Source organism: Vibrio makurazakiensis, assembly GCF_050337375.1.
In the GTDB taxonomy this organism is placed as follows: domain Bacteria; phylum Pseudomonadota; class Gammaproteobacteria; order Enterobacterales; family Vibrionaceae; genus Vibrio; species Vibrio makurazakiensis.
Window position 1 is genome coordinate 1 of sequence record NZ_JAKJSW010000017.1, and the last position, 26600, is coordinate 26600.

Consider the following 26600-nt stretch of genomic DNA (forward strand, 5'->3'; position numbering starts at 1 on the left):
TGAGTTTTCCCTGACGCTTTAAGCGTCCTAAAGGGTTGTCGTAGACTACGACGTTGATAGGCAGGGTGTGTAAGTGCTGCGAGGCATTGAGCTAACCTGTACTAATTGCCCGTGAGGCTTAACCATACAACACCCAAAGGGTTTTGGATTGGACTCAAGATACATCAGACCTTGAATGAGTTTGAAGAGATAGACTTTTAAATACAGTTTTCCGAATTTTAAAATTTGCTTGGCGACCATAGCATTGTGGACCCACCTGATTCCATGCCGAACTCAGAAGTGAAACACAATAGCGCCGATGGTAGTGTGGGGTTTCCCCATGTGAGAGTAGGACATCGCCAGGCCTTAAATATCGTTACCTGTCTAGGCATGTAACAACATCTACAGTGTACTAATCTGTTGATGACAATTTGTGGAGGGATGGCTGAGTGGTCGAAAGCACCGGTCTTGAAAACCGGCAACCGTTAATAGCGGTTCTAGGGTTCAAATCCCTATCCCTCCACCACCATTGAAAAGCCCGCTAAGAAATTAGCGGGCTTTTTTACRTTTGTAAGAAAATAAAAGTCGGTAAATACCGACTTTYTATYCCTTCTATCAATTAACGATATACTTCCCTTCAGCGACTTCCCATAGCGCTTTAATTAATGGGTTATCGAGTTGAGATCGCTTGCAGCATACCCCTAGATCAAATGGCTTTATAGGTGCAACTTTTAGGCGCTCTATCTTATCGCGCACAGGACTGTTGTTTATGACTACGTCTGGTGCAATACCAACCCCACAACCAAGCGCTACCATACTGACTATGGCCTCATGCCCTGATACTTGGGCGTATATATTTGGTTTAATTTTCATTTTTTTAAACCAAGCATTAGAACGTTCTCGAGCTGTTCCCGCTTCAGAGATAATAAAAGGTATCTTCGACCAGTCTACAGGGTCTTGGCGCAGTTGCTGGGTAAAACCATGTACGCCTACAGGTGCTATGACTGATAACGGAACTTCGCTAATGGTCTCGAATTCTAAGCGTGATGGGAGAATGTCGGGTTTAGCTGAAATAGCGATGTCTGCTTCATCACTTAATATCTTGTCTATAGCTTGTGCAGGATCGCCAGTAGATAACTTAAATTCTATGTAGGGGTGTAAGCTTCTGAATTCATCAATAAGGTCAGGTAGATGACTATAACTTGCAGTCACAGAGCAAAATATTCTAATTTCGCCTTTAAGCTCCTTGTCTCCACCCTTTAGGTAGGCATTATATTGCTGCCATTCGCTTACTATATTAAGTGCTACAGGGAGTAGTTTTTTTGCTGCAGGGGTCAAGTCGACGCTACGGTTATCTCTTATAAAAAGAGCTTGGCCTGTTTCGTCTTCCAATTTTTGAATTTGTCGGCTTAAAGCAGACGGACTTACATGCATTGCAGAAGCCGTTTTACTAAAGTTTCGACTATCACATAAATGTATAAATTGTTGTAGAGATTTTATATTCATGTTTTGTGATCGATTCCATGTTGCGTAAATCGCAATAACTAATTGTGAATATATCACTTTAAGCAACAGAATGTCTGCTTTAGTATGAAGTCATTCGATAGAGAAATATCGACCTAATGGACTTATTTTTAAAGGAGCGCCCTATAATGGCTAACTATTTCAATACATTAAACTTACGTGAGCAATTGGACCAACTAGGTCGTTGTCGTTTTATGGACCGTGAAGAATTCGCAACTGAAGCTGAATTTCTGAAAGGTAAAAAAGTAGTCATCGTAGGTTGTGGTGCTCAAGGCCTTAACCAAGGTCTAAACATGCGTGATTCTGGTCTAGACGTATCTTACGCTCTTCGCCAAGCTGCAATTGATGAAAAGCGTCAGTCTTTCAAAAATGCTGATGAGAACGGCTTTGTTGTTGGTAGCTACGAAACGCTAATCCCTCAAGCAGACCTAGTAATCAACCTGACTCCAGACAAGCAACACACAAACGTTGTTGAAACTGTAATGCCTCTAATGAAAGAAGGCGCTGCACTTGGTTACTCTCACGGCTTTAACGTTGTTGAAGAAGGCATGCAGTTACGTTCTGACCTTACGGTAGTAATGGTTGCACCTAAGTGTCCTGGCTCTGAAGTACGCGAAGAGTACAAGCGTGGTTTCGGTGTACCAACACTGATCGCTGTTCACCCAGAAAATGATCCTAAAGGTGAAGGCTGGGATATCGCTAAAGCTTGGGCTGCTGGTACTGGTGGTCACCGTGCTGGTTGCCTAGAGTCTTCATTCGTTGCTGAAGTTAAATCTGACCTTATGGGTGAGCAAACTATTCTATGTGGCATGCTTCAAGCGGGTTCTATCGTATCTTACGAGAAAATGATCGCTGATGGTATTGAACCAGGTTATGCAGGCAAGCTTCTACAATACGGTTGGGAAACAATCACTGAAGCACTTAAGTTCGGTGGCGTAACTCACATGATGGATCGTCTATCTAACCCAGCTAAAGTTAAAGCGTTTGAGCTTTCGGAAGAGCTTAAAGACCTAATGCGTCCGCTTTACAACAAGCATATGGATGACATTATCTCTGGTCACTTCTCTAGCACTATGATGGCTGACTGGGCGAACGATGATGTGAACCTACTAGGCTGGCGTGAAGAGACTGGTGAAACTGCATTCGAAAACTACCCATCATCAGACGTTGAAATCTCTGAGCAAGAATACTTCGATAACGGTATTTTGATGGTTGCTATGGTTCGTGCGGGCGTTGAGTTAGCATTCGAAGCAATGACAGCATCTGGCATCATCGATGAGTCTGCTTACTACGAGTCTCTACATGAGCTACCACTAATCGCAAACACGGTTGCTCGTAAGCGTCTATACGAAATGAACGTTGTAATCTCTGATACAGCTGAGTACGGTAACTACTTGTTCGCTAACGTGGCAACTCCACTACTACGTGAGAAGTTCATGCCTTCTGTAGCAACTGACGTAATTGGCCGCGGTCTAGGTGAAACATCTAACCAGGTTGATAACGCGAAGCTAATCGAAGTGAATGAAGCTATCCGTAACCACCCAGTAGAATACATTGGTGAAGAACTACGTAGCTATATGAGTGACATGAAGCGTATTGCTGTAGGCGGTTAATCTTCTCCTCGTAAGCTAATATAAGAAAGCCCTGAACGTGTGTTCAGGGCTTTTTGCATAAAGGGCACATAGTCCAGATAAAATTAAGGCTTACCTTCTGAGGGTAAGCCTTAATAAGAACTTGGTAGATACCAGTAAGGGATTACTTATCTGCTAGCTTTTCTTCTAATGCAGCAAGCTTTTGCTCCATTTCCGTTAGCTTCTGGCGAGTTCGTAGAAGTACTTGAGTCTGCACATCAAACTCTTCACGGCTAACAACATCTAACTTGTTTAGTTGCCCTTGGATAACTTGGCGAACTTTTTGGTCTACATCTGAACCTAGCTCTTTCACTGGTTGAGGCATTGAGTCGTGGATCTGCTTAGCAATTTGCTCAAGTTTTTTTGGATCAAACATGTGATTTAAACTCCGAATAATTTCCTACATTCTATTTAATCAGCGTAAAAAAGTCGCTCTTTTGCTTAAAAAAGTAGAGGTGATGGTATTTTTAAGCAATAAAAAAGGCCACCGAGGTGGCCTTTTCGTTGTTCGTACTTTTTATTTATTGTCTGCAAGTTCGCGGTGTGCTGCTTTCGCTTCATCAACGCGTGCTAACTTCTCTAGGTCTTTGTCTTCAACAAACACAGGTAGAGGTTTGTGTTTCTCAGCTAGGTAGCTGTAAATCACAGGTAATACAAACAGTGTAAAGATCGTACCAATTGCTAGACCAGCAACGATTACGATACCAATACTGAAACGTTGTGCCGCACCAGCACCCGTTGCGTACATCAGTGGGATTAGGCCAGCAATCATAGCAGCAGTTGTCATTAGGATTGGACGAAGACGAACCTTCGCAGCTTCCATAACCGCTTCAATACGGTTCTTGTTATTGTGCAGTTGCTCTTCTTTAGCAACTTCACAAATCAAGATACCGTGCTTAGTAATTAAGCCGACCAGCGTAATGAGACCTACTTGTGAGTAGATGTTCATTGTCGCGGCTCCCCATGCCAGAGCAATCAATGCACCACAAATCGCCAGAGGTACAGAAACCATGATAACCAATGGATCTTTTAGGGACTCAAATTGAATCGCAAGAACCAAGAAGATAATAGCCAGTGCTAGACCGAATGTAGCGTACAGTGCGCTACCTTCCGTTACGTATTGGCGGGCTTCACCCATGTAATCGTGGTTGTAGCCACTTGGTAGTTTCGTTTCCGCAGTGCTTTCAAACCATGCAATTGCATCACCCATAGCAGCTCCTGGTGCAGGTACAGCACCGATAGTTGCAGAGTTTAATTGGTTGAAGTGTGGCAATGAACGAGGTTCAGCTACAACATCAATAGTCACTAGGCTACCTAGAGGAACAGCTTTACCATCTGCAGCACGAACGTAGTAGGTGTTCATTGACTCAGGGTTTAAACGATACTTACGTTCAACCTGAGGAATAACTTCGTACGAACGACCGTTCAAGTCGATGCGGTTAACATAACCATCAGACATCATTGTGCCTAATGTAATGCCGATATCTTGCATCGTTACGCCATAAGCACCGGCTTTATCTTTATCGATGTTGATCTTCATAGTTGCTGAGTCGTAGTTCAAATCAAGATCTGAATACACGAACAGCGGGTTAGAAGAGACATCAGCCAGAATATCTGTGGTGATCTGGAATAAACTCTCGAAACTATTTGGCGTAGTAATAACAAACTGAATCGGAAGACCAGAGCCCGCACCTGGAAGTTCAGGCATTTGGAAAGCTGTGACCGACATTCCTGGAACATCTTTAACTAGCGTACCAACACGGTTTGCTACATCAGATTGGCTTGCTTCACGCTCACTCCAAGGCACCATAGATGCAATACCAAATGCCTGGTTTGCGTTAGGAACACCAGTAAATACCTGTGCATACGCCACTTCAGGTTGGTCTGAAAGAATAGTGTTCACATCATTCATGGTATTTTGCATGAAGTCTAAGTTCGCGTTCGATGGCGCTGTACCCATAAGCATGATTACACCTTTATCTTCTGAAGGTGCTAATTCGCTTGGGATGAATTTGAACAACATCGGCAAACTTGCAAATACGATGATCGCAAAGCCAATAAATACTGGGCGGTGCTTCATGACTGCACCAAGCATGCGCTCGTAGCGGTTTGTCATACCATCCAGCACGTGATGTACTTTTTGTTCAAATTTACTAGGTTCGGCGTTGGCCTTAAGCATTTTTGAACACATCATCGGTGATAGAGTCAGTGCCACAATACCGGATACAAATACTGAACCTGCCAGTGTTAATGCAAACTCTTTAAACAGTGAGCCGGTAATACCACCCATCATAGCGATCGGCGCGTATACCGCACCTAGCGTCAGAGTCATAGCTATAACCGGAACGGCTATCTCTCGAGTACCGATAATTGCAGCTCTAAACGGTGATTCGCCAAGCTTAATGTGTCGGTCGACGTTCTCTAGAACAACGATCGCATCATCAACTACCAGACCGATGGCGAGTACCATTGCCAGTAGGGTCATCAAGTTCCAAGAGAAGCCCATCGCCTGCATAACCATCGCAACACCAATTAATGATAGTGGGATAGTAATGATAGGGATAAGTACTGCGCGGAATGAACCTAAGAACAAAGTAATTACGATCAATACGATAAGTGCCGCTTCAAGAATGGTCTTAATAACCTCCTGAATCGATTCGTTAATCGCAATGGTCGAGTCGTACATCACGTTCATCGAGATGTTGCTTGGAAGGTTCTTCTCTAGTTGAGGAAGAAGCTCAAGTACATCTGCTGCAATGTTAATTGGGTTCGCACTTGGTGCCGCGTTAATCGCTGCAACAACCGCTTCCTGACCATTAGCACTTGCACGATATACGTCGTGGCTCTTCTCTAAAGAAACCTTAGCAATATCAGACAGTCGAATAATTTCGCCTTCACCGCTTCTCACGACTAAGTTTTCTAACTCTTCAGTGTTGGATACTTGCGTATCAGCACTGCCGTTGTAGAGAACGAATTCGCCAGTTGCTTGACCTGTAGCTGACTGGTAGTTATTGGCATTTAGAACCGTCATAACATCAGAAGCAGTTAGGTTTAAAGCGGCCATTTTCGATGGGTCTAGCCATACGCGAAGTGCGTATTTCATACCACCATATAGGTCTACTTTAGAAACACCGTTAACTGTAAATAGCTGAGGGTTAATTACACGCTCTAAATAGTCGGTAATTTGGCTAGATACCAGTTCGTCACTGGTGAAGCCTATATAAAGTACCGCTGTCGTAGAGCCTGTCGACATGGTTACTGTCGGATCTTCTGCCTCTTTAGGAAGCTGAGAACGAACAGAGTTGGTCTTAGCTAATATGTCAGACAGAGCCGCATTGGGATCGGTGTTCAACTTCATGTTGACGGTAATGGTAGAACTACCAAGTACAGAAGATGAAGTCATGTAGTCGATATTATCGGCTTGTGCAACGGCCTGTTCGAGAGGCTGAGTAATAAAGCCTTGGATCAGGTCAGCACTCGCACCGTAGTAGCCTGTTGAAACAGTTACAACGGTATTCGTCATTTCTGGGTATTCACGCACCTGCATTTTGAAAATTGCTTGCAAACCAAGCAGTGCAATCAAAAAGCTGATGGATACCGCGAGAACTGGACGTTTAATAAAAACATCAGTAAAGCGCATTATGCCTCCAATTACAGCATTGGTGTTTCAGATGGCGGAGTGATTGCATCGCTCTCAACAATTTTTACCTTCGCATCGTTACTTAGACGAACTTGGCCAGAAGTAACAACGATGTCACCAGCTTTTACGCCTTCTAAGATGTGTGCTTTGTCGCTTGCTCGCTCACCGACTTTTACTACGTGTTGCTTAACTCGTTGTACACCGTCTTCTTCAGAGATAATGTAAACATTGTCACCGTAAAGCGTAAAAGTGATAGCTGTTTGAGGTAGCGTTACTTGGTTTTCCATTGTCGGAAGAATGATGTTGGCACGTGCGAACATACCGCTACGAAGCTTACCGTCATTGTTTGGAATATCCGCTTGAACTTGAATCAGACCACTCTGAACACTAACCGCTGGTTCAATTGCGCTGATAGAGCCTTGGAATGGGATCTCAGGGTAAGCATCAACGAAGATGTCGATTGCTTGGCCTACATGAATTCGTGAAATGTCTGTTTGAGATACAGTAAAGCGTAAGCGCATAACCGTAGTATCTTCTAAACGAACAATATCAGTACCAGCTTGAAGGTATTGACCAAGGAATACATTACGGATACCTACAACACCAGAAAACGGTGCGCGAATTTCACGACGAGCAATCGATGCTTTCAAACTTTCAATATCGGCAGATAGAGAGAAGAAGTTTGCTTCTGCATCATCGTAAGCTTCTTTAGAGATAGAACCTTTTTTGTATAGACCTTTGTAACGCTTATATTTAGCTTCAGCTGCAGGTAGGCGAGCCTGAGTACTTTTCAGGTTTGCTTTTTCTACGTCTGAATCAAGTAATACTAAAGGTTGGTCTTTTTCCACTTGCGTACCAGAATCAAACGTAATTTGATCAATGACACCGCTTGTTTCGTTAGCAACCGTTACACCTTGATTCGGTTCAATAAAACCAATTGCTTCAATGACAGGAACCCAATCCACAGGTTGAACTTCAGTAACCGTTACCGGAAATTCTGGTTCAGGGCGGTTTGCCATAAATTCAGCAATTTTTTGTTGTTTAAACATGTTGAACCCAATTACGCTGCCAAATAAGACAACTGCAATGAGTAACATAAAGAAAGTCCACTTTTTCATTCTATTAAGAACTCCGATCTAGTGTGTAATGATTGCATCCCAACTGGCTTCAATCGCAGCTTCAAGTGCGTTGTCATCCAATTGGTATAAACCCAATGAGTGTTTTCTTGCTAGTGATACACTCACGGCTAAGCTAAGCCCGGTTAGTATTTCATTATCAAGGGGTTTAAATAGCCCTTGCTCTTTACCTTCATTAAATAGCAGTTCAACTTGGGCAAACATTTCTCGTTCAAGTTCCCTAATTTTATGGCTATTTGTTGTTGGCAAAGAATCGTACTGAACTCGGTTTTTTATTGCCGCGATATTTGTTCTTGCTAAATTCCATATGTTTAACCACATGGTACGGTAGCGGTGCTTTATGGGTTGAGAGTCATCAACTCCAGCTTGAACTGCATCTGCTAAACGTCTTGCAACTAGCAAGCGAACTTCATCAATGAGGTGGTCTTTATCTTCGAAATAACGATAGATAGTGCCTGCAGCAACCCCTGCTTCTTTGGCCAATTTTTGCATTGAAAGACCTTGGAACCCAACGTCAGCAATCAATGTTTCAGCAGCAGAAAGTATCTGTAAGCGTTTATCCTTCGATGTATTAATGGACATAAACCATCACCTGTGAATGAACGTTCATTCATTATAGCTCAATTACCACCCATTATTGCAATAGAGTATTACACTTAATACGTAAAAATCTTGTCAATGAGAGGATAGTAATCGTTGGTTGGCAGCATTATTATAGACGCGATAACCCATCGCTTTCGTAAACCCATGTTGAGAACATAATGAAGCTAAACCCAAATCAAGATGAAGCAGTGAAGTACGTATCAGGTCCATGTCTAGTATTGGCGGGCGCTGGTTCAGGAAAAACACGCGTTATCACCAATAAAATTGCTTACTTAGTTCAACAGTGTGGCTATAAAGCGAGAAACATCGCAGCCGTTACCTTTACGAATAAAGCCGCGCGTGAAATGAAAGAACGTGTCGGACAAACTTTGGGTAAACAAGAGTCAAAAGGGCTGATTGTTTCAACTTTCCACACTATGGGTCTGACTATTATTCGTAAAGAATATAAAGCGCTAGGCCTTAAAGCGGGTTTTTCTCTTTTTGATGATCAAGACCAACTGGCATTATTGAAAGAACTGACTGAAAAACAAATCGATGGCGATAAAGATTTACTGCGTCAGCTGTTAAGTACAATTTCCAATTGGAAAAATGACATGCTCACGCCAGATCAAGCAAAAGCGAGTGCGTTGGGAGAACAACAACAGCTTTTCGCTTTTTGTTTTGAAATGTACCAAAAGCAAATGAAGGCTTATAACGCACTGGATTTTGATGATCTGATAGCGATGCCGGTATTGTTGTTGAAAACTAATCAAGAAGTCAGAGAACGTTGGCAATCACGAATCCGTTATTTGTTAGTCGATGAATATCAAGACACCAATACCAGCCAATACGAACTGGTTCGTTTATTGGTGGGTGAGCGTGGTCGCTTAACGGTTGTTGGCGATGATGACCAATCTATTTACTCGTGGCGTGGTGCAAAACCACAGAACTTAGTGTTACTTGGTGAAGACTACCCGAACTTGCGCTTAATCAAGCTAGAGCAAAACTACCGTTCAACCAGTCGAATTCTGCGTGCAGCGAACATCTTGATCGCCAATAACCCACACGTTTATGAAAAGAGGCTTTTTTCTGAAATTCCAGACGGTGAAAAACTCAAAGTATTGAATGCTAAGAATGAAGAGCACGAAGCTGAGCGTATTACCGGTGAGTTAATCGCACATAAATTTCTAAATAGAACCGAATATAAAGATTATGCGGTGTTATACCGTGGTAATCACCAGTCACGTCTAATTGAAAAAGCTTTGATGCAAAACCGTATCCCTTACAAGATTTCTGGTGGTACTTCTTTCTTCGCTCGTGCAGAAATTAAAGACATCATGGCTTACCTACGAGTGTTGGTGAACCCTGATGATGATAATGGTTTTTTGCGTATCGTGAATACACCACGACGTGAAATTGGCCCAGTTACGCTTGAGAAGTTAGGCAGCTACGCCAATATGCGTGGCAAGAGCTTGTTTGAAGCAAGTTTTGAAATGGGGTTGGAGCAACACCTTACCGGGCGTGGTTTAGAAAATTTGCGCCGCTTTACTGAGTGGGTAGTAAAAATTTCAGACAACGCTGAGCGTGGTAATACTGTTGATGCTGTTCGATCTTTGGTTCGTGACATCAACTATGAAGACTGGCTATACGAAACCTCTACCAGCCCAAAAGCGGCGGAAATGCGTATGAAGAATGTCTCTGATCTTTACTCTTGGATTGTGGCTGATCTAGAAGGTGACAACTACGATAAAGAAGAGAAGACATTAAGAGAAGTGGTTCAGCGTCTAACACTGCGAGACATGATGGAACGTGGTGAAGACGACGATGATGCTGACCAAGTTCAATTGATGACCTTACACGCTTCTAAAGGTTTGGAGTTTCCGTATGTCTATTTAATGGGGACGGAAGAAGGCATCTTGCCTCACCAAGCGAGTATTGATGAAGATAACGTCGAAGAAGAGCGACGTTTAATGTACGTAGGAATCACTCGCGCGCAAAAAGAGCTCACATTTACCAAGTGTCGTGAGCGTCGTCAGTTTGGCGAACTTATCAAGCCTACTCAGAGCCGTTTTCTGGATGAATTACCTCATGATGATGTGGAATGGGAAACCGTGAAGAAACCGCAATCGGCAGAAGAGCGTATGGAGAAAGGCCAGGCACATATAGCCAACATTCGTGCGATGTTTAAGAAGTAATAGATTTTAGATGTTTTAGATATAAAAAAGGCTTGGTGTAAACCAAGCCTTTTTTATTTGTATCGCGGAATTTTAAAGGCTATTTATAAGCCTGCGATCATATGTTCAATGGCTGCAACAATTTCGTCGTCTGAACAGTCCATACAAGAACCTTTTGCTGGCATTGCATTGAAACCGTTAATTGCATGATCTTTAAGAACGTCTGGGCCTTGTGCGATACGGGAACCCCAATCGCCAGCGTCACCTGTTTTTGGTGCGCCGCTTACACCAGAGGCGTGACAAGCAATACAGAAAGTGCCGTAAACCGTCGCACCATCACGCGGGCCGGTTGGCTCAGCTTTAACTGGCTCACTACCTACTAGGTAAACTTGACCTACAGGTTTGATGCGCTCTGCAATTTGATCTTGCTCAGCTTGGCTTAGGTTAGAAGCCATAGCCGCTGTAGAAAAAGTTAGGGCCGCGATGACAACGCTTATGATTCGACGAGACATATCCATTAAACTCACTTTACATTCCCAAGGTAAGTACGTGCTTACCAAATTATAGTGTTAGAGGGTGTCTTGATCTAACGGCAAAAGCTAGCTGTTAAATCAATGTAAATAATGGGTGATTATATCCTGATAAGTTGTTGCAATAAACAACAACTTATCAGCTTCAAGGGGTTTATCACATCCTGTTTCATCTGATATCACATATTAACTGTCGAAAAAGAGACCAAACGATAAAAAAAGTTAAAAAAGTACTAGACGGCATAGGGTGATATACGTATTATTCCACTCCGCCGACAGGGCATGCGCCTGTAGCTCAGCTGGATAGAGCGTTGGCCTCCGGAGCCAAAGGTCGAAGGTTCGAATCCTTTCAGGCGCGCCATCCGGTTACTTATCTCGATAAGTGAGAAATTGGCATAAAGAAATAATGGTGGCTATAGCTCAGTTGGTAGAGCCCTGGATTGTGATTCCGGTGGTCGCGAGTTCGAATCTCGTTAGCCACCCCATTCTTTCTTTAAAATGAATAACGGTAGCTTAGGCTTCCAGTGTTGACTCATTATTCCCAGAGTCGAGACGAAAAAGTCGGTGAATAGCGCAGCTTGGTAGCGCATCTGGTTTGGGACCAGAGGGTCGGGGGTTCGAATCCCTCTTCACCGACCACTATTTCAATAATCGCTTTTAAGCGGTTATATAAAAAATTAGTGGTGGCTATAGCTCAGTTGGTAGAGCCCTGGATTGTGATTCCGGTGGTCGCGAGTTCGAATCTCGTTAGCCACCCCATTAATTTTGGTAACTTTTTTAAGTTCCCTGTTTGAGAAATCAAACGAAACATCTCGGTGAATAGCGCAGCTTGGTAGCGCATCTGGTTTGGGACCAGAGGGTCGGGGGTTCGAATCCCTCTTCACCGACCATACAGAAAAGCCTCGTCAGAAATGACGAGGCTTTTTTACATTCAGAATTTAGATAATTTGAATATTAGAGAGTTTGAATAGAAGCGGGGTTCGCCTGATATTCAAAGTATGTCTCTTCAGCGATCACTTAAGAAGCCCCAGTCGAAAGACTGGGGCTTCTTGGTTTTTGTCATATCTTGCTGTAAACCTAGCCTCCTCGTTTATCTAATGTTTGAAGATGAGTGGGCGAGGGCCAGTAAATAGGGTGACTGAGGTTCTTGATATGATGAATTTGAGTATTAACTGGTGCGAATATTTGCTGAAAAAGACGAAAAAACTATTACGGTGCCTTCGTGAGTAAATGAAAAAGATGTTACTGAGTGTTTTATTGGTTACTTATTCTTAATGTGTATGGTTGATCTGGTTTTTTAGCCTGTATTTATAGTTATATTGATGTGTGTTGTTTTGTAATTGTTAACTTATGAAGTGAATAAAACCTAAATGACTAAGAGGTGATCAAAGTAACATTTATAGACTATTACTCTGATTTTAATGCTACTAGTCGCACAAAGTGAGCGAGCTTTACACAAGGTTAAATGCTTGTTAATGCATATTTATTCGATTTTAATGTGTTAATAGCTCTCTAAGTCGGTTTTTTATCCCTTTATTGTTGCTTTTTTGTGATTTTTTTGCCAAATTGTCTGCCTAATGAGTTTTCAGTGCAATGTTCTGGAAACGGGAATGGATTCATAGCGACATGAGAGCAACCTGTATTTGACAGGTTTTTTTGTGTCACAGACAAGGCAGTAGAGGTCTGAGGATGTCACTATTAGAAGTGAAAAACCTACGTATTGAATACCCGTCTCGACACGGTGTGCATGCGGCGGTTAAATCGCTATCGTTTAATATTGAACGTGGTGAAATTGTAGGTGTAGTAGGTGAATCTGGTGCAGGTAAATCTACAGTAGGTAACGCAGTTATCGACCTATTGAGTCCTCCAGGACGCATCGCGAGTGGTGACGTATTTCTTGATGGCGAAAAAGTCTCTGGTTTGACACCAGAAGAGATGCGCAGTGTGCGTGGCTCTAAAATTGGATTTATCTTCCAAGACCCTATGACTTCTTTAAACCCTCTGTTCACTGTTGAACAACAGTTAAAAGAAACTATCCACGCCAACATGAAGGTGTCGGATCAAGATGCTTATCAACGTTCATTAGATTTAATGAACCAAGTGGGTATCCCACAACCAGAAAACCGCCTTAAACAGTACCCCCACCAATTCTCTGGTGGTATGCGTCAACGTGTAGTTATCGCTATTGCTCTAGCAGGTGAACCTGACCTTATCATTGCAGATGAACCGACAACGGCTCTAGACGTTTCAATTCAAGATCAAATTCTAGGTTTGATCCGTGATTTGTGTATTAAGAAAAACGTAGGCTGCATGCTAGTGACGCACGATATGGGTGTTGTTTCGAATGTGACAGACCGTGTTGCTGTTATGTACCGTGGTGACCTTGTTGAATTTGGTCCTACGAAGCAAGTTCTTGGTACGCCTGAACACCCTTATACGCACAGCTTAATTTCTGCCGTTCCTCGTTCTGACCGCAAACTAGATCGCTTCCCTCTTGTTAGCTACATTGAAGAAGCTCACGAGATGGAACCACTAGACGTTAAGAACCACTGGTTAGGTCAAAGCCAAGATCACCGTGAATACACCGGGCCATTACTTAATGTTGAAAACGTAAACTTACGTTTTACAACTAAAGATTCATTCTTTGAAAGCCGTCGTGAGTATGTTCAAGCATCAAACAACGTAAGTTTTGAAGTACATGAAGGCGAAACGTTTGGACTGGTTGGTGAATCAGGGTCTGGTAAATCGACGATTGCGCGTGTGATTGCTGGTTTGTACGTGCCAAACTCTGGCAAAGTTACCTTTGAAGGTGTTGACCTTACTGGGCTTAAATCTGAAAAAGAACGTCGCCCTATGCGTCGTCAAATGCAGATGGTATTTCAAAACCCATACACGTCAATGAACCCGCGTATGAAAATTTTCGACATCATTGCCGAGCCTATTCGCTTCCACAAGCTAACGCGCAATGAAAATGAAACTCGTCAAATCGTTCATGATCTATTAGAGCACGTTGGCCTAGGTAAAATGGCGGGTGTTAAGTACCCGCATGAATTCTCTGGTGGTCAACGTCAGCGTATCTCTATTGCTCGCGCACTAGCAACTCGTCCACGCTTACTAATTTGTGATGAGCCGACATCTGCACTGGATGTATCTGTTCAAGCGCAGATTTTGAATCTACTGAAAGATCTACAAGACGAATTGAACTTGACCATGCTGTTCATCAGCCATGATTTACCGGTTATTCGCCAAATGTGTGACCGTGTAGGTGTGATGCAAATGGGTACGTTATTGGAAGTTGCGCCAACGGAAACGCTATTCCAATCACCACAGCATGAATACAGCAAACATTTGATTTCGTTGATGCCTGAATTTACAGGTTTACGAGAAGAAAAAGCAGTGGCAAAAGCCGCAGTATAATAAGTTTCAAGTTGGCTAGAAGTACAAGGCCTGTACTTGAAAAACAATAACAGACGCAAATACAACAACTAGGGATCTGGATTCCCGCATGAAGGAGTTATGCAATGAAAACCATGAAAAGCAAATTAGTAGTAGCTTTAATGGCAGCTGGCCTAAGCTTTAGTGCAGCAGCAGCAGATATTACCGTTGGCTACGCAGCTGACCCTGTATCACTTGACCCGCACGAGCAGCTATCTGGCGGCACACTGCAAATGTCTCACATGGTGTTTGACCCACTAGTACGTTTCACTCAAGAAATGGATTTTGAAGGCCGTCTAGCTTCAAGCTGGGAGCGTGTCGACGCTACAACTTTCCGTTTCAACCTACGTCAAGGTGTGAAATTCCACTCTGGTAATGAGCTAACAGCTGACGATGTAGTTTGGACATTCGAACGTCTACAAGCATCTCCAGACTTTAAGTCTATCTTCACACCATACGAGAAAATGGTAAAAGTAGACGATTACACTGTTGAGCTAGTATCAAAAGCGGCTTACCCACTCGTTCTACAAACTGCAACTTACATCTTCCCAATGGATAGCAAGTTCTACTCTGGTAAGACTGCGGCAGGTGCGGACAAGTCTGAGCTTGTGAAGCACGGTAACTCATTTGCTTCAACTAACGTTTCTGGTACTGGTCCATTCATCGTTACGCAACGTGAGCAAGGCGTTAAAGTAACGTTTGAGCGTTTCAACGATTACTGGGATACAGAAACAGATGGCAACGTTGATAAGCTAACGCTAGTACCAATCAAAGAAGATGCAACGCGTGTAGCGGCTCTACTTTCTGGTGACGTTGACATGATCCACCCAGTTGCACCAAACGATCACAAGCGTGTTAAGAAAGCGAAAGGTATTGATCTAGTAACTCTACCAGGTACTCGAATCATTACTTTCCAAATGAACCAAAACAGCAACGAAGCACTTAAAGATGTACGTGTACGTCAAGCAATCGTTCATGCGATTAATAACGAAGGTATCGTTAAGAAGATCATGAAAGGTTTCGCTACTGCTGCTGGCCAACAAAGCCCAACAGGTTACGCTGGTCACAACGAAGAGCTTGTTCCTCGTTACGATCTGAAAAAAGCGAAAGAGCTGATGAAAGAGGCGGGCTACGAGAAAGGCTTTACTCTAACTATGGCTGCGCCAAATAACCGTTACGTGAACGATGCGAAAGTAGCGCAAGCGTCTGCGGCAATGCTGTCTAAGATTGGTATCAAAGTTGATCTTAAGACTATGCCTAAAGCACAGTACTGGCCTGAGTTTGACCTATGTTCTGCTGACATGATGATGATCGGCTGGCACTCAGATACTGAAGATTCAGCTAACTTCAACGAGTTCCTAACTATGACTCGTAACGAAGAAACTGGTCGTGGCCAATACAACTGTTCTGGTTACTCAAACCCTGAAATGGATGCAATTGTAGAAGCATCTAACACAGAAACAGATCCTGCGAAGCGTGCGAAAATGCTGAAAGGCGTTGAAGCAACACTTTACAACGATGCTGTATTTGTACCGCTACACTGGCAAAGTGAAGCGTGGGGCGCGAAGGCTAACGTTGGTGCAGCAGATGTTGTAAACCCAATGGTTATGCCTTACTTCGGCGACCTAGTTGTAAAATAATCTAGCTTGCTAGAATCGAGAGCCTGTAGGTTCAGGCTCTCGAATTACTTTAAATAGTAAATCATTAAGTTTCGGTATTTAGTCTTCCTTTCAGTCTGGCTAGATACCTTTTTTAAGACTGAAATTTTATATTTAATTAGTGCTTTTAATTGAATAGTCATGGATAGAAAAGGGGCAAGGAATGGTTACGTTTCTGGTCAAGCGCCTGTTTCAGGCACTGATAGTGATGTTTGTGATCAGTTTGGTGGCGTTTGCCATACAGGATAACCTGGGCGACCCGTTACGTGAGTTAGTCGGTCAATCTGTTTCAGAGGCGGAGCGTCAAGCGCTACGTGATGAACTCGGCTTAAATGATCCCTTCATTACAAAATACTCTCGCTTTGTAGGCGCTGCTCTACAGGGTGATCTTGGTACTTCATACTTCTTTAAGCGACCTGCTGTTGACGTAATTCTAGATAAACTAGTCGCAACGCTGGAGTTGGTATTTGGTGCATCTTTAATTATTGTTTGTTTATCGATCCCACTGGGCGTTTACTCAGCCATTCACCCGAAAAGCTTTTTCACTAAGCTAGTAATGGCCGGTAGTAGTATCGGTATCTCAGTTCCAGTCTTCCTGACAGCAATTATGCTGATGTATGTATTCTCTATTGAGCTAGGTTGGTTACCTTCCTTTGGCCGTGGTGATACCGCAAACTGGTTTGGTTGGGAATCTGGCTTCCTAACTTTAGACGGCTTAGCTCATTTGGTGTTACCAAGTATTGCTCTAGCATCTATCATGCTTCCTCTATTCATTCGTCTCGTACGTTCTGAAATGTTAGAAGTACTAAGCTCTGAGTACATCAAGTTTGGTAAAGCCAAAGGCTTAGCGCTGAATAAAATTTATTACCAGCACGCGCTTAAAAACACTATGTTGCCAGTGCTTACCGTTGGTGGTGTTCAAATTGGTACTATGGTGGCATACACCATTCTTACTGAAACTGTATTCCAGTGGCCGGGTACCGGCTTCCTTTTCTTAGAAGCGATTAACCGTGTAGATACACCTCTTATCACGGCATACGTTATTTTTGTTGGCCTTATTTTCGTAGTAACCAACACGATTGTTGATTTACTTTACGGCGTTATTAACCCAACAGTGAACATCACAGGGAAAGGAGCATAATCATGGAACAAACATCGACAGTGCCATCTCGCTGGGAACGATTCAAACAGTCAGACATCCTGTACTATTTCTTACGCGATAAAGTCGCAATGGTTAGTTTTGCTATCTTCTCCATCTTTTTGGTGATGGCATTAGCTGCGCCAATTCTAGCGCCAATGGATCCTTATGATGTGACATCAATAGATATCATGGATTCAGAGCTTCCACCGTCATGGATGGAAGATGGTGAAGAGCGCTTCTTGCTTGGTACCGATGAGCAAGGTCGTGATATTTTATCAACGATGCTTTATGGCTCCCGTTTATCTCTAACAATCGGCTTTTTAGCGGTAGGTTTACAACTTACGCTGGGTATCATTATCGGTTTGTCTGCGGGTTACTTCGGTGGTCGTATTGATAGCTTCTTGATGCGTTTTGCTGACGTACAGCTTTCGTTCTCAACCATGATGGTTGCGATCATTGTATCGGCTATCTTCAAAGCAAGTTTTGGTAGTGACTTTTACGCTCAATACGCAGTTGTGATGCTGGTGGTGATCATTGGTATCGCCGAATGGCCGCAATATGCGCGTACTATCCGTGCGTCAGTATTGGCTGAGAAGAAGAAAGAGTACGTAGAAGCAGCACGTGTAATGGGTTTTAGAGCGCCACGTATTATGTTCCGTCATATTCTGCCGAACTGTTTATCACCAATCCTAGTTATCTCTACGGTACAGGTGGCAAACGCAATCATGTCAGAAGCGGCACTTTCTTTCCTTGGCTTAGGTTTACCGGTTGATCAGCCTTCTCTAGGTGCATTAATTAGTACAGGCTTTAACTACATTTTCTCTGGTGCATGGTGGATTACTGCATTCCCAGGTGTGCTACTTGTTACATTGGTTTTAGTTATAAACCTACTTGGTGACTGGTTACGTGATGTATTTAACCCTAAAATTTACAAAGGGTGATCACAGCCAATTGATTTTTAATCAATAAACTCACTAAACTAAGAGTCGTAAGTAATTACGGCTCTTTTTTTGCTTATAGTTTAAGGAAGAACGGAATTCATGTTTTATCGACAGTGGGTCGGTAATAATTTCCTTCTCGAAGGTTTAGAGTGATGAGTATGAAAATGAGTAACGCATCAAATCCATGTCATAGAGTAGCGAAGCTGTGTCGGCTAGGGTTTATGGCTGTCGCTATGATGGTTGCAAGTCAGGCTAGTGCTGAATCTGTACTGTGCGATGCAACTCAGGCTAATGAGGGAGAGCTTCCACAGCTAGAATCATCTTGCCCTATCGGTAAAGGTCTTTGGGGTTCCAAACAACCTCGAGGTAGCCAAGAGGACTCGTTATTTTGGATTCAATGTGGTTTGTTATCAAAACCCCTACCTCTTGCTAAAGCGAAGCCTATTTATCAAAAAATTTCGACGAATGTGTGGATGAAGCCAGAAGCGAAGGGTTACCGCTGTTTGATAGGTCCTTACGATACTTTTGCTGATGCTAAAAGCGAATTAGCTCAAGTCCGAACATTAGAAGAATATCAAAAATCCTTTGTTCGCTTTGTCGATAAAAGTGCCAAAAGGTCATCTAATTCTAAACCAGCGATGGTAACTGCCCCTGTTGCGACAACGAAGCCAGTCAAAGAAATGAAGGCGACAGCAGCAGAATCGGTGACGACATATCCTAAAGAACAAGTGGAGTCAGAAGTTCAAGTACAACAGCGTTTAACTGCAAGCGTTGCTGGCCGTGAATATATGGTGCCTTACTTACGTGATGACGAGCATCAGTTCTACATGGAGCACAATAAGCCATGGAACCGCTTAGATTATGAAAGCACTAAAATAGTATGTACCGACCAAGGCATGCGCCTAGCGACGGAAGAAGAGTGGCAGAGGTTACTTGGTTCAAAGATTATGGAACAAGGCGGCTGGCCAATGCATTTACCTTACTGGGGTAGCCAGAAGAAAGGCTTGTTTGCTAATGGCAACGTGACCCAACTAAGAGGCACTTCATTGCTGAACGTACTTTGTGTTAAGTAACTCAGATTTAATAGATGAAGAAAACCTCGCGAATGCGGGGTTTTTGTTTATCCATTAGTGATTGTTTCATCATTCTTTCTCTGAAGACGACTGGTTCACCAACTCCAAATACTTCTTCTCAATAAACTCTTTTTCTTTGGCTTGATGTAGCATCTGCTTTTGCATGGTAATAAGTTTTTGCTGTAATTCTTCTGAGCTTCTGTCAGTAGAGCCTGCTCCAGGCTGGGCGGAAAGCTGGCGCTTATACTCATCAATTGTTGCTTGTAACTTTTGTTTTTCTTTTCGAAACTCTTCTCTCGACTCTAGTACTCCAGCATTTTCACTGATCATGATGTACTCTTTTTCCAAGTGCTCAAACTGCTTTTCGAGATCCTCTTTTTGCTGGCGAAGACTTTCGACTGTGTCATCTTTCTCTAAAAGAACCCCTTTGGCTTTTCTTAGTTTACTGACGCTTGTATTGAGGTCATTTTTCAATTTTTTTATTAACTGGTGGGACTTATTGAGCTTATTGTTTAAGTCGTCGATCGCCTCTAGTTCTTGCTCGCTTCTCGGTGCTGATGATGATTGGATGGAAGACAATTGATTTTCGAGTGCTTTGTGGACTTGAACGAGTGCGTTGAGTGTTTCATTGTTATTTTTCGCGTCCTTTATAGCATTTTCAAATGACTCTTGATGTTTACGGCGTTCATCATCGTCTATTTCGTTAGCCCGTATTTGTACGGTGAACTTACGCAGTTCACGCAGCATAAGATACAGAATGAGGAACCAGAACAGTAAAATGACTAAACCAGAGTTAATGGCTAAAGAAAGTAAAAGGTTAGTGTCGATTTGGGATAAAAACTCATCTAATGACATAACACTCGCTGTTCCTTGAAGGTGTATATGACTAAGTTTAGGTGCTGTTAATAATCATGCCTATAATTTAAGCAGTGACGTAATTGATGGGGCTATTGTTCGGGTGAAAATACTAATTGTTGATGATAGTAAAGCGACTCTAGAGATTGTGCGTAGAGCTCTTGAAAATTTTGGCTATCGACGTCTATCTATAGAAAAGACCGATAATGCGTTCGAAGCGCTTGAAAAAATAGAACATTGGCAACCCGAGATCGTTCTAACGGATTGGCATATGCCGGATATGAGCGGTTTAGAGCTGGTGGAAGCTGTCTCTGATAAATTCCCTGCTATCAAGATAGCCATGGTTACAACAGTCGATGACGAGGAGCAGATCGCTCTGGCACATTCAGCCGGTGCTAGCTTCGTATTGTCTAAGCCTTTTGATGATGAAGACCTTCACCAAAAACTATTGCCTTTGGTTCAAGGCGCGGAAGATAACCAATTTGAGCTTGAGCAAATAGTTGAAGTGCAGCAAGAGCTGGCGCTGCCTAAATTGTCTCAGTTTGAAAAATTGCTGAAGAAGGTAGTGCATGAAGATATTGAACTGCATAACATTCGACAACAAGAGTTTGATGAAACTAAGTTGCCTTTTCTGATGGCAATTTATGGGGATGGTGAAACTCAAAAGCCCCGAGCTGTCGCTATTTTAGATATTTATGCGGTCTGTGTTTTTTCTTCAGAGAATCCTGATATATCAGAAGAAGAATTACAAAAAACGATCCATAACAAAGTGATCAGTAAGGCTATATTTGAAACGTGCCAGCAAACCTTAGATAAATCTGCCTTGGCATTTTTGGATTCCAATTCCCGCAAGAGTTTACGATTGAAAAACACCAGTTTTGTGCCGAGTGCGTTCGATAAGTTGAAGGTATTATTTGCTAAGCCAGCAGACAAAAGAGTCGACTTTTCTTGTCAGCTAAAAGGAATGGCGCAAGGGAAGGTTACAATTGTAGGTTTCTAAAAAAGCAGGCTCTAGAGCCTGCTTTTAAAATTAATGCAATGAGATTGCATTAACGCATAGTAACGAACTCTTCAGAACCTGTTGGGTGAATCGCTACAACTGCATCGAAATCAGCCTTAGTTGCGCCCATCTTCATTGCGACAGCGAAACCCTGGATCATCTCATCAACAGTAAAGCCAATGCCGTGTAGGCCAACGACTGTTTCTTCTTCACCAGCACATACTAGCTTCATCTTACAAGGTTGACGGTGCTTAGTTACTGCAGTGTACATTGCAGTAAAGCCTGATGTGTAAACCTTGATGTTGTCTTTGCCGTACTTCGCTTCAGCTTCTTGAGTCGTAAGACCGATAGTACCGATTGGAGGGTGGCTGAATACAACCGTTGGTACCAATTCGTAATCCATCTTAGCGTTGGTCTTACCGTTGAATAGGCGCTCAGAAAGCTGACGACCAGCTTTAACCGCAACAGGTGTTAGCTCGATACCACCTTCCATGATGTCACCTACACAGTAGATGCCTTTCACGTTAGTCTCTTGGTATTCGTCTACCTTGATGTAACCACGGTCGTTGGTTGCTACGCCTGTTACGTCTAGGTTGATGGCATCCGTCGCAGGGTGGCGACCAATCGCCCAAATTAGCGTATCAACGTTTTGAGTTTCACCGTTTTCTAGGTGAAGCGTTAGGCTACCATCTTCTTCTTTAACCACTTCTTTTGGTACAGAATGAGTATGAAGAGTTGGGCCTTCTGCGTTCATTACTTCAACTAGCGTTTCTACGATCATTGGATCGAAGCTACGTAGAGGAGACTCTTTACGGCAGAAAAGGTGAGTTTCAGACCCTAGTGAGTGCATAACACCTGCAATCTCTACTGCAATGTAGCCAGCACCGATAACAGCAACGCGCTTAGGTTGCTCCATTAGCTCGAAGAAGCCGTTTGAGTCAATACCGTGCTCTGCGCCTGGAATGTTTGGAATAGTTGGGCGACCGCCAACAGCAATGGTGATGTGGTCAGCAGTGTATAGCTCGCCGTTCACTTCTACTGTTTTTGCATCAACAAACTTAGCAAAGCCTTTGATCACGTTTACTTTGTTGTTGCCTAGTACGCGATCGTAAGATTGGTGGATACGGCCAATGTAAGCTTGGCGGTTTTCGATCATTTTGTTCCATTTGAACTCTTTCAGCTCAACGTCAAAACCGTAGTCTTCCGCGTATAGGTTAATTGCTTCAGCAACTTGAGCGCCGTGCCACATAACTTTCTTCGGTACACAACCAACGTTCACACAAGTACCACCAAGGTCTTGAGCTTCAATAAGTGCCACTTTTGCGCCGTACATAGAAGCACGGTTCGCTGAAGCAATACCGCCTGAGCCGCCGCCGATACAGATGTAATCAAAATGAGTCGCCATGACTTTCTCCATTTATTAAGGGGTTAAGCTGCGATACTCCAAAAGTTGTGTTCGCACTTACCCATTATTTTTAATTTAGTACTTTTGTAATTTAGATATGGAGGAGAGATCGGTTGAACTCAATCTCCCCGTTTAAATTTTATTCAGGTACCGCTATTGACTGAAATTGTCACAGCTTACTCTGGAACAATCCATTCCACTTTCACATGACCTGTTGCTGGTGCAATCGCGTCTTTTAAGAAAGGTAGAATCGCATTCATTTGGCTTTCTAGCTTCCATGGTGGATTGATTACAATCATGCCTGATGCAGTCATACCGCGCTCGTTGGTATCAGGTGAAACACCTAACTCGATTTGTAAGATTTTACGGATGCCTAAGCCTTCTAGGCCTTCGATCATATCTTCGATATCGCAACGGTTAACCACTGGATACCAAATTGCGTAAATACCAGTAGCCCAACGTTTGTGACTTTGTGCAATCGCTGTCACGACATCACGGTATTCCTTTGCTAGTTCGTAGGGTGGATCAATTAATACCAAGCCACGACGCTCTTTAGGAGGCAAGCTGCCCTTTAAACGCTGGAAGCCATCTTCTTTGTAGATAGAAACTTGGCGATCGCGGTGGAATTCTTGCTCTAGCAGAGGGTGATCTGCTGGGTGCAGTTCTGTCAAAACCATACGGTCTTGTTCACGTAAATGAGCGCGAGCAACACGTGGTGAGCCTGGGTAGAAACGCAGATTTTCACCATTGTTGAGGTCTGCAATAGCATCCAGGTAGCTTTGAATATCCTCAGGGATACCTTGCTTGTCCATTTCATTCATAGACCAAAGGCGAGCGATGCCTTGCTTGTACTCACCTGTTTTCTCAGACCATTCGTGGGTTAAATCGTAACGACCTACACCAGAGTGGGTATCGTGGTAGACAAAAGGCTTATCTTTTTGTTTCAAAGCGTTAAGAATAAGGCTTTGTACGATATGTTTAACCACGTCGGCATGGTTGCCAGCGTGGAAGCTGTGGCGATAACTTAACAAATTAAACTCTCGTGACACTCTTGTGATGAGTGTAGTTAGTGTAGGTGGATATAATCAGTTCATTATACGCGACTATTGAAATTTCTATAAGCTACCACTATTTAATAGTTAGCTACTTAAGGTTTTTCTTTTGTTATTTGCCCTTATGGGCGAACTTGATAACCTGTAAGACGATCCAATTCGAAGAAAGACGACAAGTCTGAAACCCAAAGGAATGTTTATATGTCTAACCCGCTACTCACTTTTACGGATTTACCTCCGTTTTCTCTTATTAAGCCAGAACATGTAAAACCTGCGGTTGAAGCGGTAATCGCTGATTGTCGCCAAAAAATAGAACAAGTATTAGAAAACAATTCAGCGCCAAGCTGGGATAACTTGATCGCGCCAATTGAAGAAGTTGACGATCGCCTAAGCCGCATTTGGTCACCTGTCAGCCATATGAACTCGGTCGTGAACAGTGATGAACTGCGTGATGCGTACGAAAGCTGCCTGCCAATTCTGTCTGAGTATGGTACTTGGGTTGGTCAACACAAAGGGTTGTTTGAAGCGTACAAAGCAATCAAGGCGAGTGGTGAATTTGCTTCATTAACGCAAGCTCAAAAAAAGACGATTACTGACGCTCTACGTGACTTTGAGTTATCGGGTATCGGTTTACCAGCAGATGAACAGCACCGCTACGGTGAGATCAGCAAGCGCATGTCAGAACTAGGCTCACAATTCTCAAATAATGTGCTAGATGCCACTATGGGGTGGACCAAGCAAATTACTGATGTTGAAGAGCTAGCTGGTATGCCTGAATCGGCACTTGCTGCTGCGAAAGCATCGGCTGAGTCGAAAGAGCTTGAAGGTTACCTTCTTACTTTGGATATTCCGTCTTACCTACCAGTAATGACTTACTGTGATAATAAAGAGCTACGCAAAGAGTTGTACGAAGCATACGTGACTCGTGCATCTGACCGTGGTCCAAATGCGGGTAAGTGGGATAATACTGAGATCATCACTGAACAATTAAAACTGCGTCATGAAATTGCTCGTATGTTGGGCTTTGGCAGCTACAGTGAAAAATCGCTGGCAACTAAAATGGCGGAAACGTCAGATCAAGTTCTTGGCTTCTTGAATAACTTAGCGGTAAAAGCGAAGCCACAAGGTGAGCGTGAAGTAGAAGAGTTACGTCAATTTGCAGAAAAAGAATTTGGTGTCTCTGAATTAGATCTTTGGGATATCGCTTACTACAGCGAAAAGCAAAAACAAAAACTGTTTGAAATATCTGATGAAGAATTGCGTCCATACTTCCCTGAATCTAAAGCGGTATCTGGCCTGTTTGAAGTGCTAAACCGTGTGTTTGGTATGTCAGTGACTGAGCGTGAAGGTATTGATACTTGGCACGAGTCAGTACGCTTCTTTGATATTTTTGATGAAGAAGGCACGCTGCGCGGTAGCTTCTACCTTGACCTATACGCTCGTGAGCACAAGCGTGGTGGTGCATGGATGGATGATTGTCGTGGCCGTCGAATCACAGAGTCTGGCGACCTACAAACACCTGTGGCTTACCTAACGTGTAACTTCAATAAACCAGTGGGTGATAAGCCTGCATTGTTTACTCATGATGAAGTCGTTACGTTATTCCACGAATTTGGCCATGGTATTCACCATATGCTGACTCAAGTTGAGGCGGGTGCGGTTTCTGGTATCAACGGCGTACCTTGGGATGCTGTTGAGCTACCAAGTCAGTTCCTAGAAAACTGGTGCTGGGAAGAGGAAGCGCTAGCGTTCATCTCGGGTCACTTTGAAACGGGTGAAGCTCTGCCAAAAGAGATGTTAGAGAAAATGCTGGCAGCGAAAAACTTCCAGTCTGCGATGTTTATTCTACGTCAGCTTGAGTTTGGTCTATTCGACTTCACCCTACATGCAGAATACGACCCTGAAGTGGGTGCGCGTGTTTTAGAGACATTGAAAGACGTGAAATCAAAAGTAGCGGTTCTACCAAGTATTGAATGGAACCGCTTCTCACATAGTTTTGGTCATATCTTCGCTGGTGGTTATAGCGCTGGTTACTACAGCTACCTGTGGGCGGAAGTACTTTCAGCGGATGCATTCTCGGCATTTGAAGAAGAAGGCATTTTCAATACTGAAACTGGCCAACGCTTCCTAAATAACATTCTTGAAATGGGTGGCAGTGAAGAACCTATGGAGCTGTTCAAACGCTTCCGTGGTCGTGAGCCACAAATCGATGCGATGCTACGCCATGCAGGTATTCAAGCTTAAGCCCTCGTAAAGCTTGTAACGAAAAAGAGCCTCAATCGAGGCTCTTTTTGTATCTAAAACTTTCTTCATACGAATCTTGCTAAGAGCTAAGGGTTTACGTTACGGTTGATTGGGTTTTGCAGAGAGATCAGAGTCTCAGTCGACTGCACTTCATCAATCGCTTGCAGCTTGTCTATCAATACAAATTGGAGCTCTTCAATCGACTTACACATCAGCTTTACAAAAATATTGTAAGCTCCAGTGGTGTAGTAAGCCTCGACCACTTCATCTAGTGCGTTGAGTTTGGCGATGGCGGAATGGTAATCACGAGCGGCATTTAGGTTAATACCAATAAAGCAGCACACGTCGTACCCGAGTTTCTTGGTATTGACGATCACTTCCGTGCCTTGAATGATATCGGCTGATTTCATCTTTTCGATACGCACATGAATCGTCGCAGGGCTCACATCAAATAACTTTGCCATTTCCGCGTAAGGCGTTCGCGCATCTTCCATTAACGTTTTTAGAATCGCACGGTCTAAATCGTCTAAACGAGGTTGTGGTGTCGACATATCGAATCCTTGTTATAGAGTGAAAACTTATCGGATGAAGTACATTTAA

At 43.2% G+C, this 26600-nt stretch carries 19 protein-coding genes, 6 tRNA genes and 2 rRNA genes; 17 read left to right on the plus strand and 10 right to left on the minus strand.

Going from position 1 to position 26600, the window contains the following annotated elements; genetic code table 11:
• The 3 genes from L4C33_RS01055 to L4C33_RS01065 all read left to right on the plus strand — a co-directional run.
• Positions 1–126: ribosomal RNA gene (locus tag L4C33_RS01055) — 23S ribosomal RNA — on the plus strand; the annotation flags it as partial.
• A gap of 102 nt (positions 127–228) precedes the next feature.
• Positions 229–344, plus strand: a 5S ribosomal RNA gene (rrf, locus tag L4C33_RS01060).
• Between the two features lie 70 nt (positions 345–414).
• Positions 415–505: transfer RNA gene (locus L4C33_RS01065), tRNA-Ser, on the plus strand.
• Between the two features lie 89 nt (positions 506–594).
• On the opposite strand, the gene ilvY is transcribed toward L4C33_RS01065, so the two are convergent.
• Complete coding sequence (gene ilvY, locus L4C33_RS01070) at positions 595–1485, minus strand: HTH-type transcriptional activator IlvY (protein ID WP_428810627.1); 891 nt, start codon at positions 1483–1485, stop codon at positions 595–597.
• 146 nt (positions 1486–1631) lie between these two features.
• Between ilvY and ilvC the strand changes: the two genes are divergently transcribed.
• Positions 1632–3116, plus strand: coding sequence for a ketol-acid reductoisomerase (gene ilvC, locus L4C33_RS01075; RefSeq protein ID WP_428810628.1), 1485 nt, complete (start codon positions 1632–1634; stop codon positions 3114–3116).
• Positions 3117–3258: 142 nt separating this feature from the next.
• Here ilvC and ubiK read toward each other — a convergent pair whose 3' ends face one another.
• The 4 genes from ubiK to L4C33_RS01095 form a co-directional block, all read right to left on the minus strand.
• On the minus strand, positions 3259–3510 hold the full coding sequence (gene ubiK / locus L4C33_RS01080) for a ubiquinone biosynthesis accessory factor UbiK (RefSeq protein WP_428810629.1): 252 nt from the start codon (positions 3508–3510) through the stop codon (positions 3259–3261).
• Between the two features lie 141 nt (positions 3511–3651).
• A complete protein-coding gene (locus tag L4C33_RS01085) occupies positions 3652–6774 on the minus strand; it encodes a multidrug efflux RND transporter permease subunit (protein WP_428810630.1) in 3123 nt (1040 codons plus the stop codon).
• An 11-nt stretch (positions 6775–6785) separates the two neighbouring features.
• Complete coding sequence (locus L4C33_RS01090) at positions 6786–7892, minus strand: efflux RND transporter periplasmic adaptor subunit (protein ID WP_428810631.1); 1107 nt, start codon at positions 7890–7892, stop codon at positions 6786–6788.
• Positions 7893–7910: 18 nt separating this feature from the next.
• Complete coding sequence (locus L4C33_RS01095) at positions 7911–8492, minus strand: TetR/AcrR family transcriptional regulator (protein WP_428810632.1); 582 nt, start codon at positions 8490–8492, stop codon at positions 7911–7913.
• A gap of 179 nt (positions 8493–8671) precedes the next feature.
• On the opposite strand from L4C33_RS01095, the gene rep reads away from it, so the two are divergent.
• Positions 8672–10687, plus strand: a complete 2016-nt coding sequence (rep, locus tag L4C33_RS01100) for a DNA helicase Rep (RefSeq protein WP_428810633.1) — start codon at positions 8672–8674, stop codon at positions 10685–10687.
• 83 nt (positions 10688–10770) lie between these two features.
• Here the strand turns inward: rep and L4C33_RS01105 are convergent, their stop codons facing one another.
• A complete protein-coding gene (locus L4C33_RS01105; RefSeq protein WP_428810634.1) occupies positions 10771–11184 on the minus strand; it encodes a c-type cytochrome in 414 nt (137 codons plus the stop codon).
• Between the two features lie 296 nt (positions 11185–11480).
• On the opposite strand from L4C33_RS01105, the gene L4C33_RS01110 reads away from it, so the two are divergent.
• The 10 genes from L4C33_RS01110 (at position 11481) to L4C33_RS01155 (ending at position 19444) form a co-directional block, all read left to right on the plus strand.
• A tRNA-Arg gene (locus tag L4C33_RS01110) sits at positions 11481–11557 on the plus strand.
• Between the two features lie 48 nt (positions 11558–11605).
• Positions 11606–11681 (plus strand) — tRNA-His (locus L4C33_RS01115).
• Positions 11682–11758: 77 nt separating this feature from the next.
• Positions 11759–11835, plus strand: a tRNA-Pro gene (locus L4C33_RS01120).
• A 44-nt stretch (positions 11836–11879) separates the two neighbouring features.
• Positions 11880–11955 (plus strand) — tRNA-His (locus L4C33_RS01125).
• 54 nt (positions 11956–12009) lie between these two features.
• Positions 12010–12086 (plus strand) — tRNA-Pro (locus tag L4C33_RS01130).
• Between the two features lie 799 nt (positions 12087–12885).
• On the plus strand, positions 12886–14613 hold the full coding sequence (locus tag L4C33_RS01135; protein WP_428810635.1) for a dipeptide ABC transporter ATP-binding protein: 1728 nt from the start codon (positions 12886–12888) through the stop codon (positions 14611–14613).
• Positions 14614–14717: 104 nt separating this feature from the next.
• A complete protein-coding gene (locus L4C33_RS01140; protein ID WP_428810636.1) occupies positions 14718–16271 on the plus strand; it encodes an ABC transporter substrate-binding protein in 1554 nt (517 codons plus the stop codon).
• A gap of 181 nt (positions 16272–16452) precedes the next feature.
• Positions 16453–17430 carry an ABC transporter permease gene (locus L4C33_RS01145; RefSeq protein WP_428810637.1) on the plus strand — a complete coding sequence of 326 codons (978 nt, stop codon included), beginning with the start codon at positions 16453–16455 and terminating at the stop codon, positions 17428–17430.
• A 2-nt stretch (positions 17431–17432) separates the two neighbouring features.
• Positions 17433–18371: an ABC transporter permease gene (locus L4C33_RS01150; protein WP_428810638.1), complete on the plus strand. Its 939-nt coding sequence runs from the start codon at positions 17433–17435 to the stop codon at positions 18369–18371.
• Between the two features lie 152 nt (positions 18372–18523).
• Positions 18524–19444 (plus strand): SPOR domain-containing protein, encoded by a 921-nt coding sequence (locus L4C33_RS01155; protein WP_428810639.1) that lies wholly within the window; start codon positions 18524–18526, stop codon positions 19442–19444.
• A gap of 69 nt (positions 19445–19513) precedes the next feature.
• On the opposite strand, the gene L4C33_RS01160 is transcribed toward L4C33_RS01155, so the two are convergent.
• Entirely contained in the window at positions 19514–20299 is a 786-nt protein-coding gene (locus tag L4C33_RS01160; protein WP_428810640.1) for a chromosome partitioning protein ParA, read from the minus strand.
• A gap of 103 nt (positions 20300–20402) precedes the next feature.
• Here L4C33_RS01160 and L4C33_RS01165 point away from each other — a divergent pair, with 103 nt between their 5' ends.
• Positions 20403–21299, plus strand: coding sequence for a response regulator (locus L4C33_RS01165; protein ID WP_428810641.1), 897 nt, complete (start codon positions 20403–20405; stop codon positions 21297–21299).
• A gap of 49 nt (positions 21300–21348) precedes the next feature.
• Here L4C33_RS01165 and gorA read toward each other — a convergent pair whose 3' ends face one another.
• Entirely contained in the window at positions 21349–22704 is a 1356-nt protein-coding gene (gene gorA, locus L4C33_RS01170; RefSeq protein ID WP_428810642.1) for a glutathione-disulfide reductase, read from the minus strand.
• 176 nt (positions 22705–22880) lie between these two features.
• Positions 22881–23735 carry a 23S rRNA (adenine(2030)-N(6))-methyltransferase RlmJ gene (locus tag L4C33_RS01175; RefSeq protein ID WP_428810643.1) on the minus strand — a complete coding sequence of 285 codons (855 nt, stop codon included), beginning with the start codon at positions 23733–23735 and terminating at the stop codon, positions 22881–22883.
• Positions 23736–23957: 222 nt separating this feature from the next.
• Here L4C33_RS01175 and prlC point away from each other — a divergent pair, with 222 nt between their 5' ends.
• On the plus strand, positions 23958–26000 hold the full coding sequence (gene prlC / locus L4C33_RS01180; RefSeq protein ID WP_428810644.1) for an oligopeptidase A: 2043 nt from the start codon (positions 23958–23960) through the stop codon (positions 25998–26000).
• A gap of 86 nt (positions 26001–26086) precedes the next feature.
• On the opposite strand, the gene asnC is transcribed toward prlC, so the two are convergent.
• On the minus strand, positions 26087–26551 hold the full coding sequence (gene asnC / locus L4C33_RS01185; RefSeq protein ID WP_428810645.1) for a transcriptional regulator AsnC: 465 nt from the start codon (positions 26549–26551) through the stop codon (positions 26087–26089).
• Positions 26552–26600: the final 49 nt, after the last annotated feature.

What these genes read in the sequence shown, in the direction of transcription:
- L4C33_RS01160 (WP_428810640.1), bottom strand. Translation starts at nt 20,299, where the DNA reads ATGTCATTAGATGAGTTTTTATCCCAAATCGACACTAACCTTTTACTT.
- L4C33_RS01145 (WP_428810637.1), top strand. Translation starts at nt 16,453, where the DNA reads ATGGTTACGTTTCTGGTCAAGCGCCTGTTTCAGGCACTGATAGTGATG.
- ilvC (WP_428810628.1), top strand. Translation starts at nt 1,632, where the DNA reads ATGGCTAACTATTTCAATACATTAAACTTACGTGAGCAATTGGACCAA.
- L4C33_RS01105 (WP_428810634.1), bottom strand. Translation starts at nt 11,184, where the DNA reads ATGGATATGTCTCGTCGAATCATAAGCGTTGTCATCGCGGCCCTAACT.
- ilvY (WP_428810627.1), bottom strand. Translation starts at nt 1,485, where the DNA reads ATGAATATAAAATCTCTACAACAATTTATACATTTATGTGATAGTCGA.
- asnC (WP_428810645.1), bottom strand. Translation starts at nt 26,551, where the DNA reads ATGTCGACACCACAACCTCGTTTAGACGATTTAGACCGTGCGATTCTA.
- L4C33_RS01090 (WP_428810631.1), bottom strand. Translation starts at nt 7,892, where the DNA reads ATGAAAAAGTGGACTTTCTTTATGTTACTCATTGCAGTTGTCTTATTT.
- L4C33_RS01150 (WP_428810638.1), top strand. Translation starts at nt 17,433, where the DNA reads ATGGAACAAACATCGACAGTGCCATCTCGCTGGGAACGATTCAAACAG.
- gorA (WP_428810642.1), bottom strand. Translation starts at nt 22,704, where the DNA reads ATGGCGACTCATTTTGATTACATCTGTATCGGCGGCGGCTCAGGCGGT.
- L4C33_RS01085 (WP_428810630.1), bottom strand. Translation starts at nt 6,774, where the DNA reads ATGCGCTTTACTGATGTTTTTATTAAACGTCCAGTTCTCGCGGTATCC.
- ubiK (WP_428810629.1), bottom strand. Translation starts at nt 3,510, where the DNA reads ATGTTTGATCCAAAAAAACTTGAGCAAATTGCTAAGCAGATCCACGAC.
- L4C33_RS01140 (WP_428810636.1), top strand. Translation starts at nt 14,718, where the DNA reads ATGAAAACCATGAAAAGCAAATTAGTAGTAGCTTTAATGGCAGCTGGC.
- L4C33_RS01095 (WP_428810632.1), bottom strand. Translation starts at nt 8,492, where the DNA reads ATGTCCATTAATACATCGAAGGATAAACGCTTACAGATACTTTCTGCT.
- L4C33_RS01135 (WP_428810635.1), top strand. Translation starts at nt 12,886, where the DNA reads ATGTCACTATTAGAAGTGAAAAACCTACGTATTGAATACCCGTCTCGA.
- prlC (WP_428810644.1), top strand. Translation starts at nt 23,958, where the DNA reads ATGTCTAACCCGCTACTCACTTTTACGGATTTACCTCCGTTTTCTCTT.
- rep (WP_428810633.1), top strand. Translation starts at nt 8,672, where the DNA reads ATGAAGCTAAACCCAAATCAAGATGAAGCAGTGAAGTACGTATCAGGT.
- L4C33_RS01155 (WP_428810639.1), top strand. Translation starts at nt 18,524, where the DNA reads ATGAGTATGAAAATGAGTAACGCATCAAATCCATGTCATAGAGTAGCG.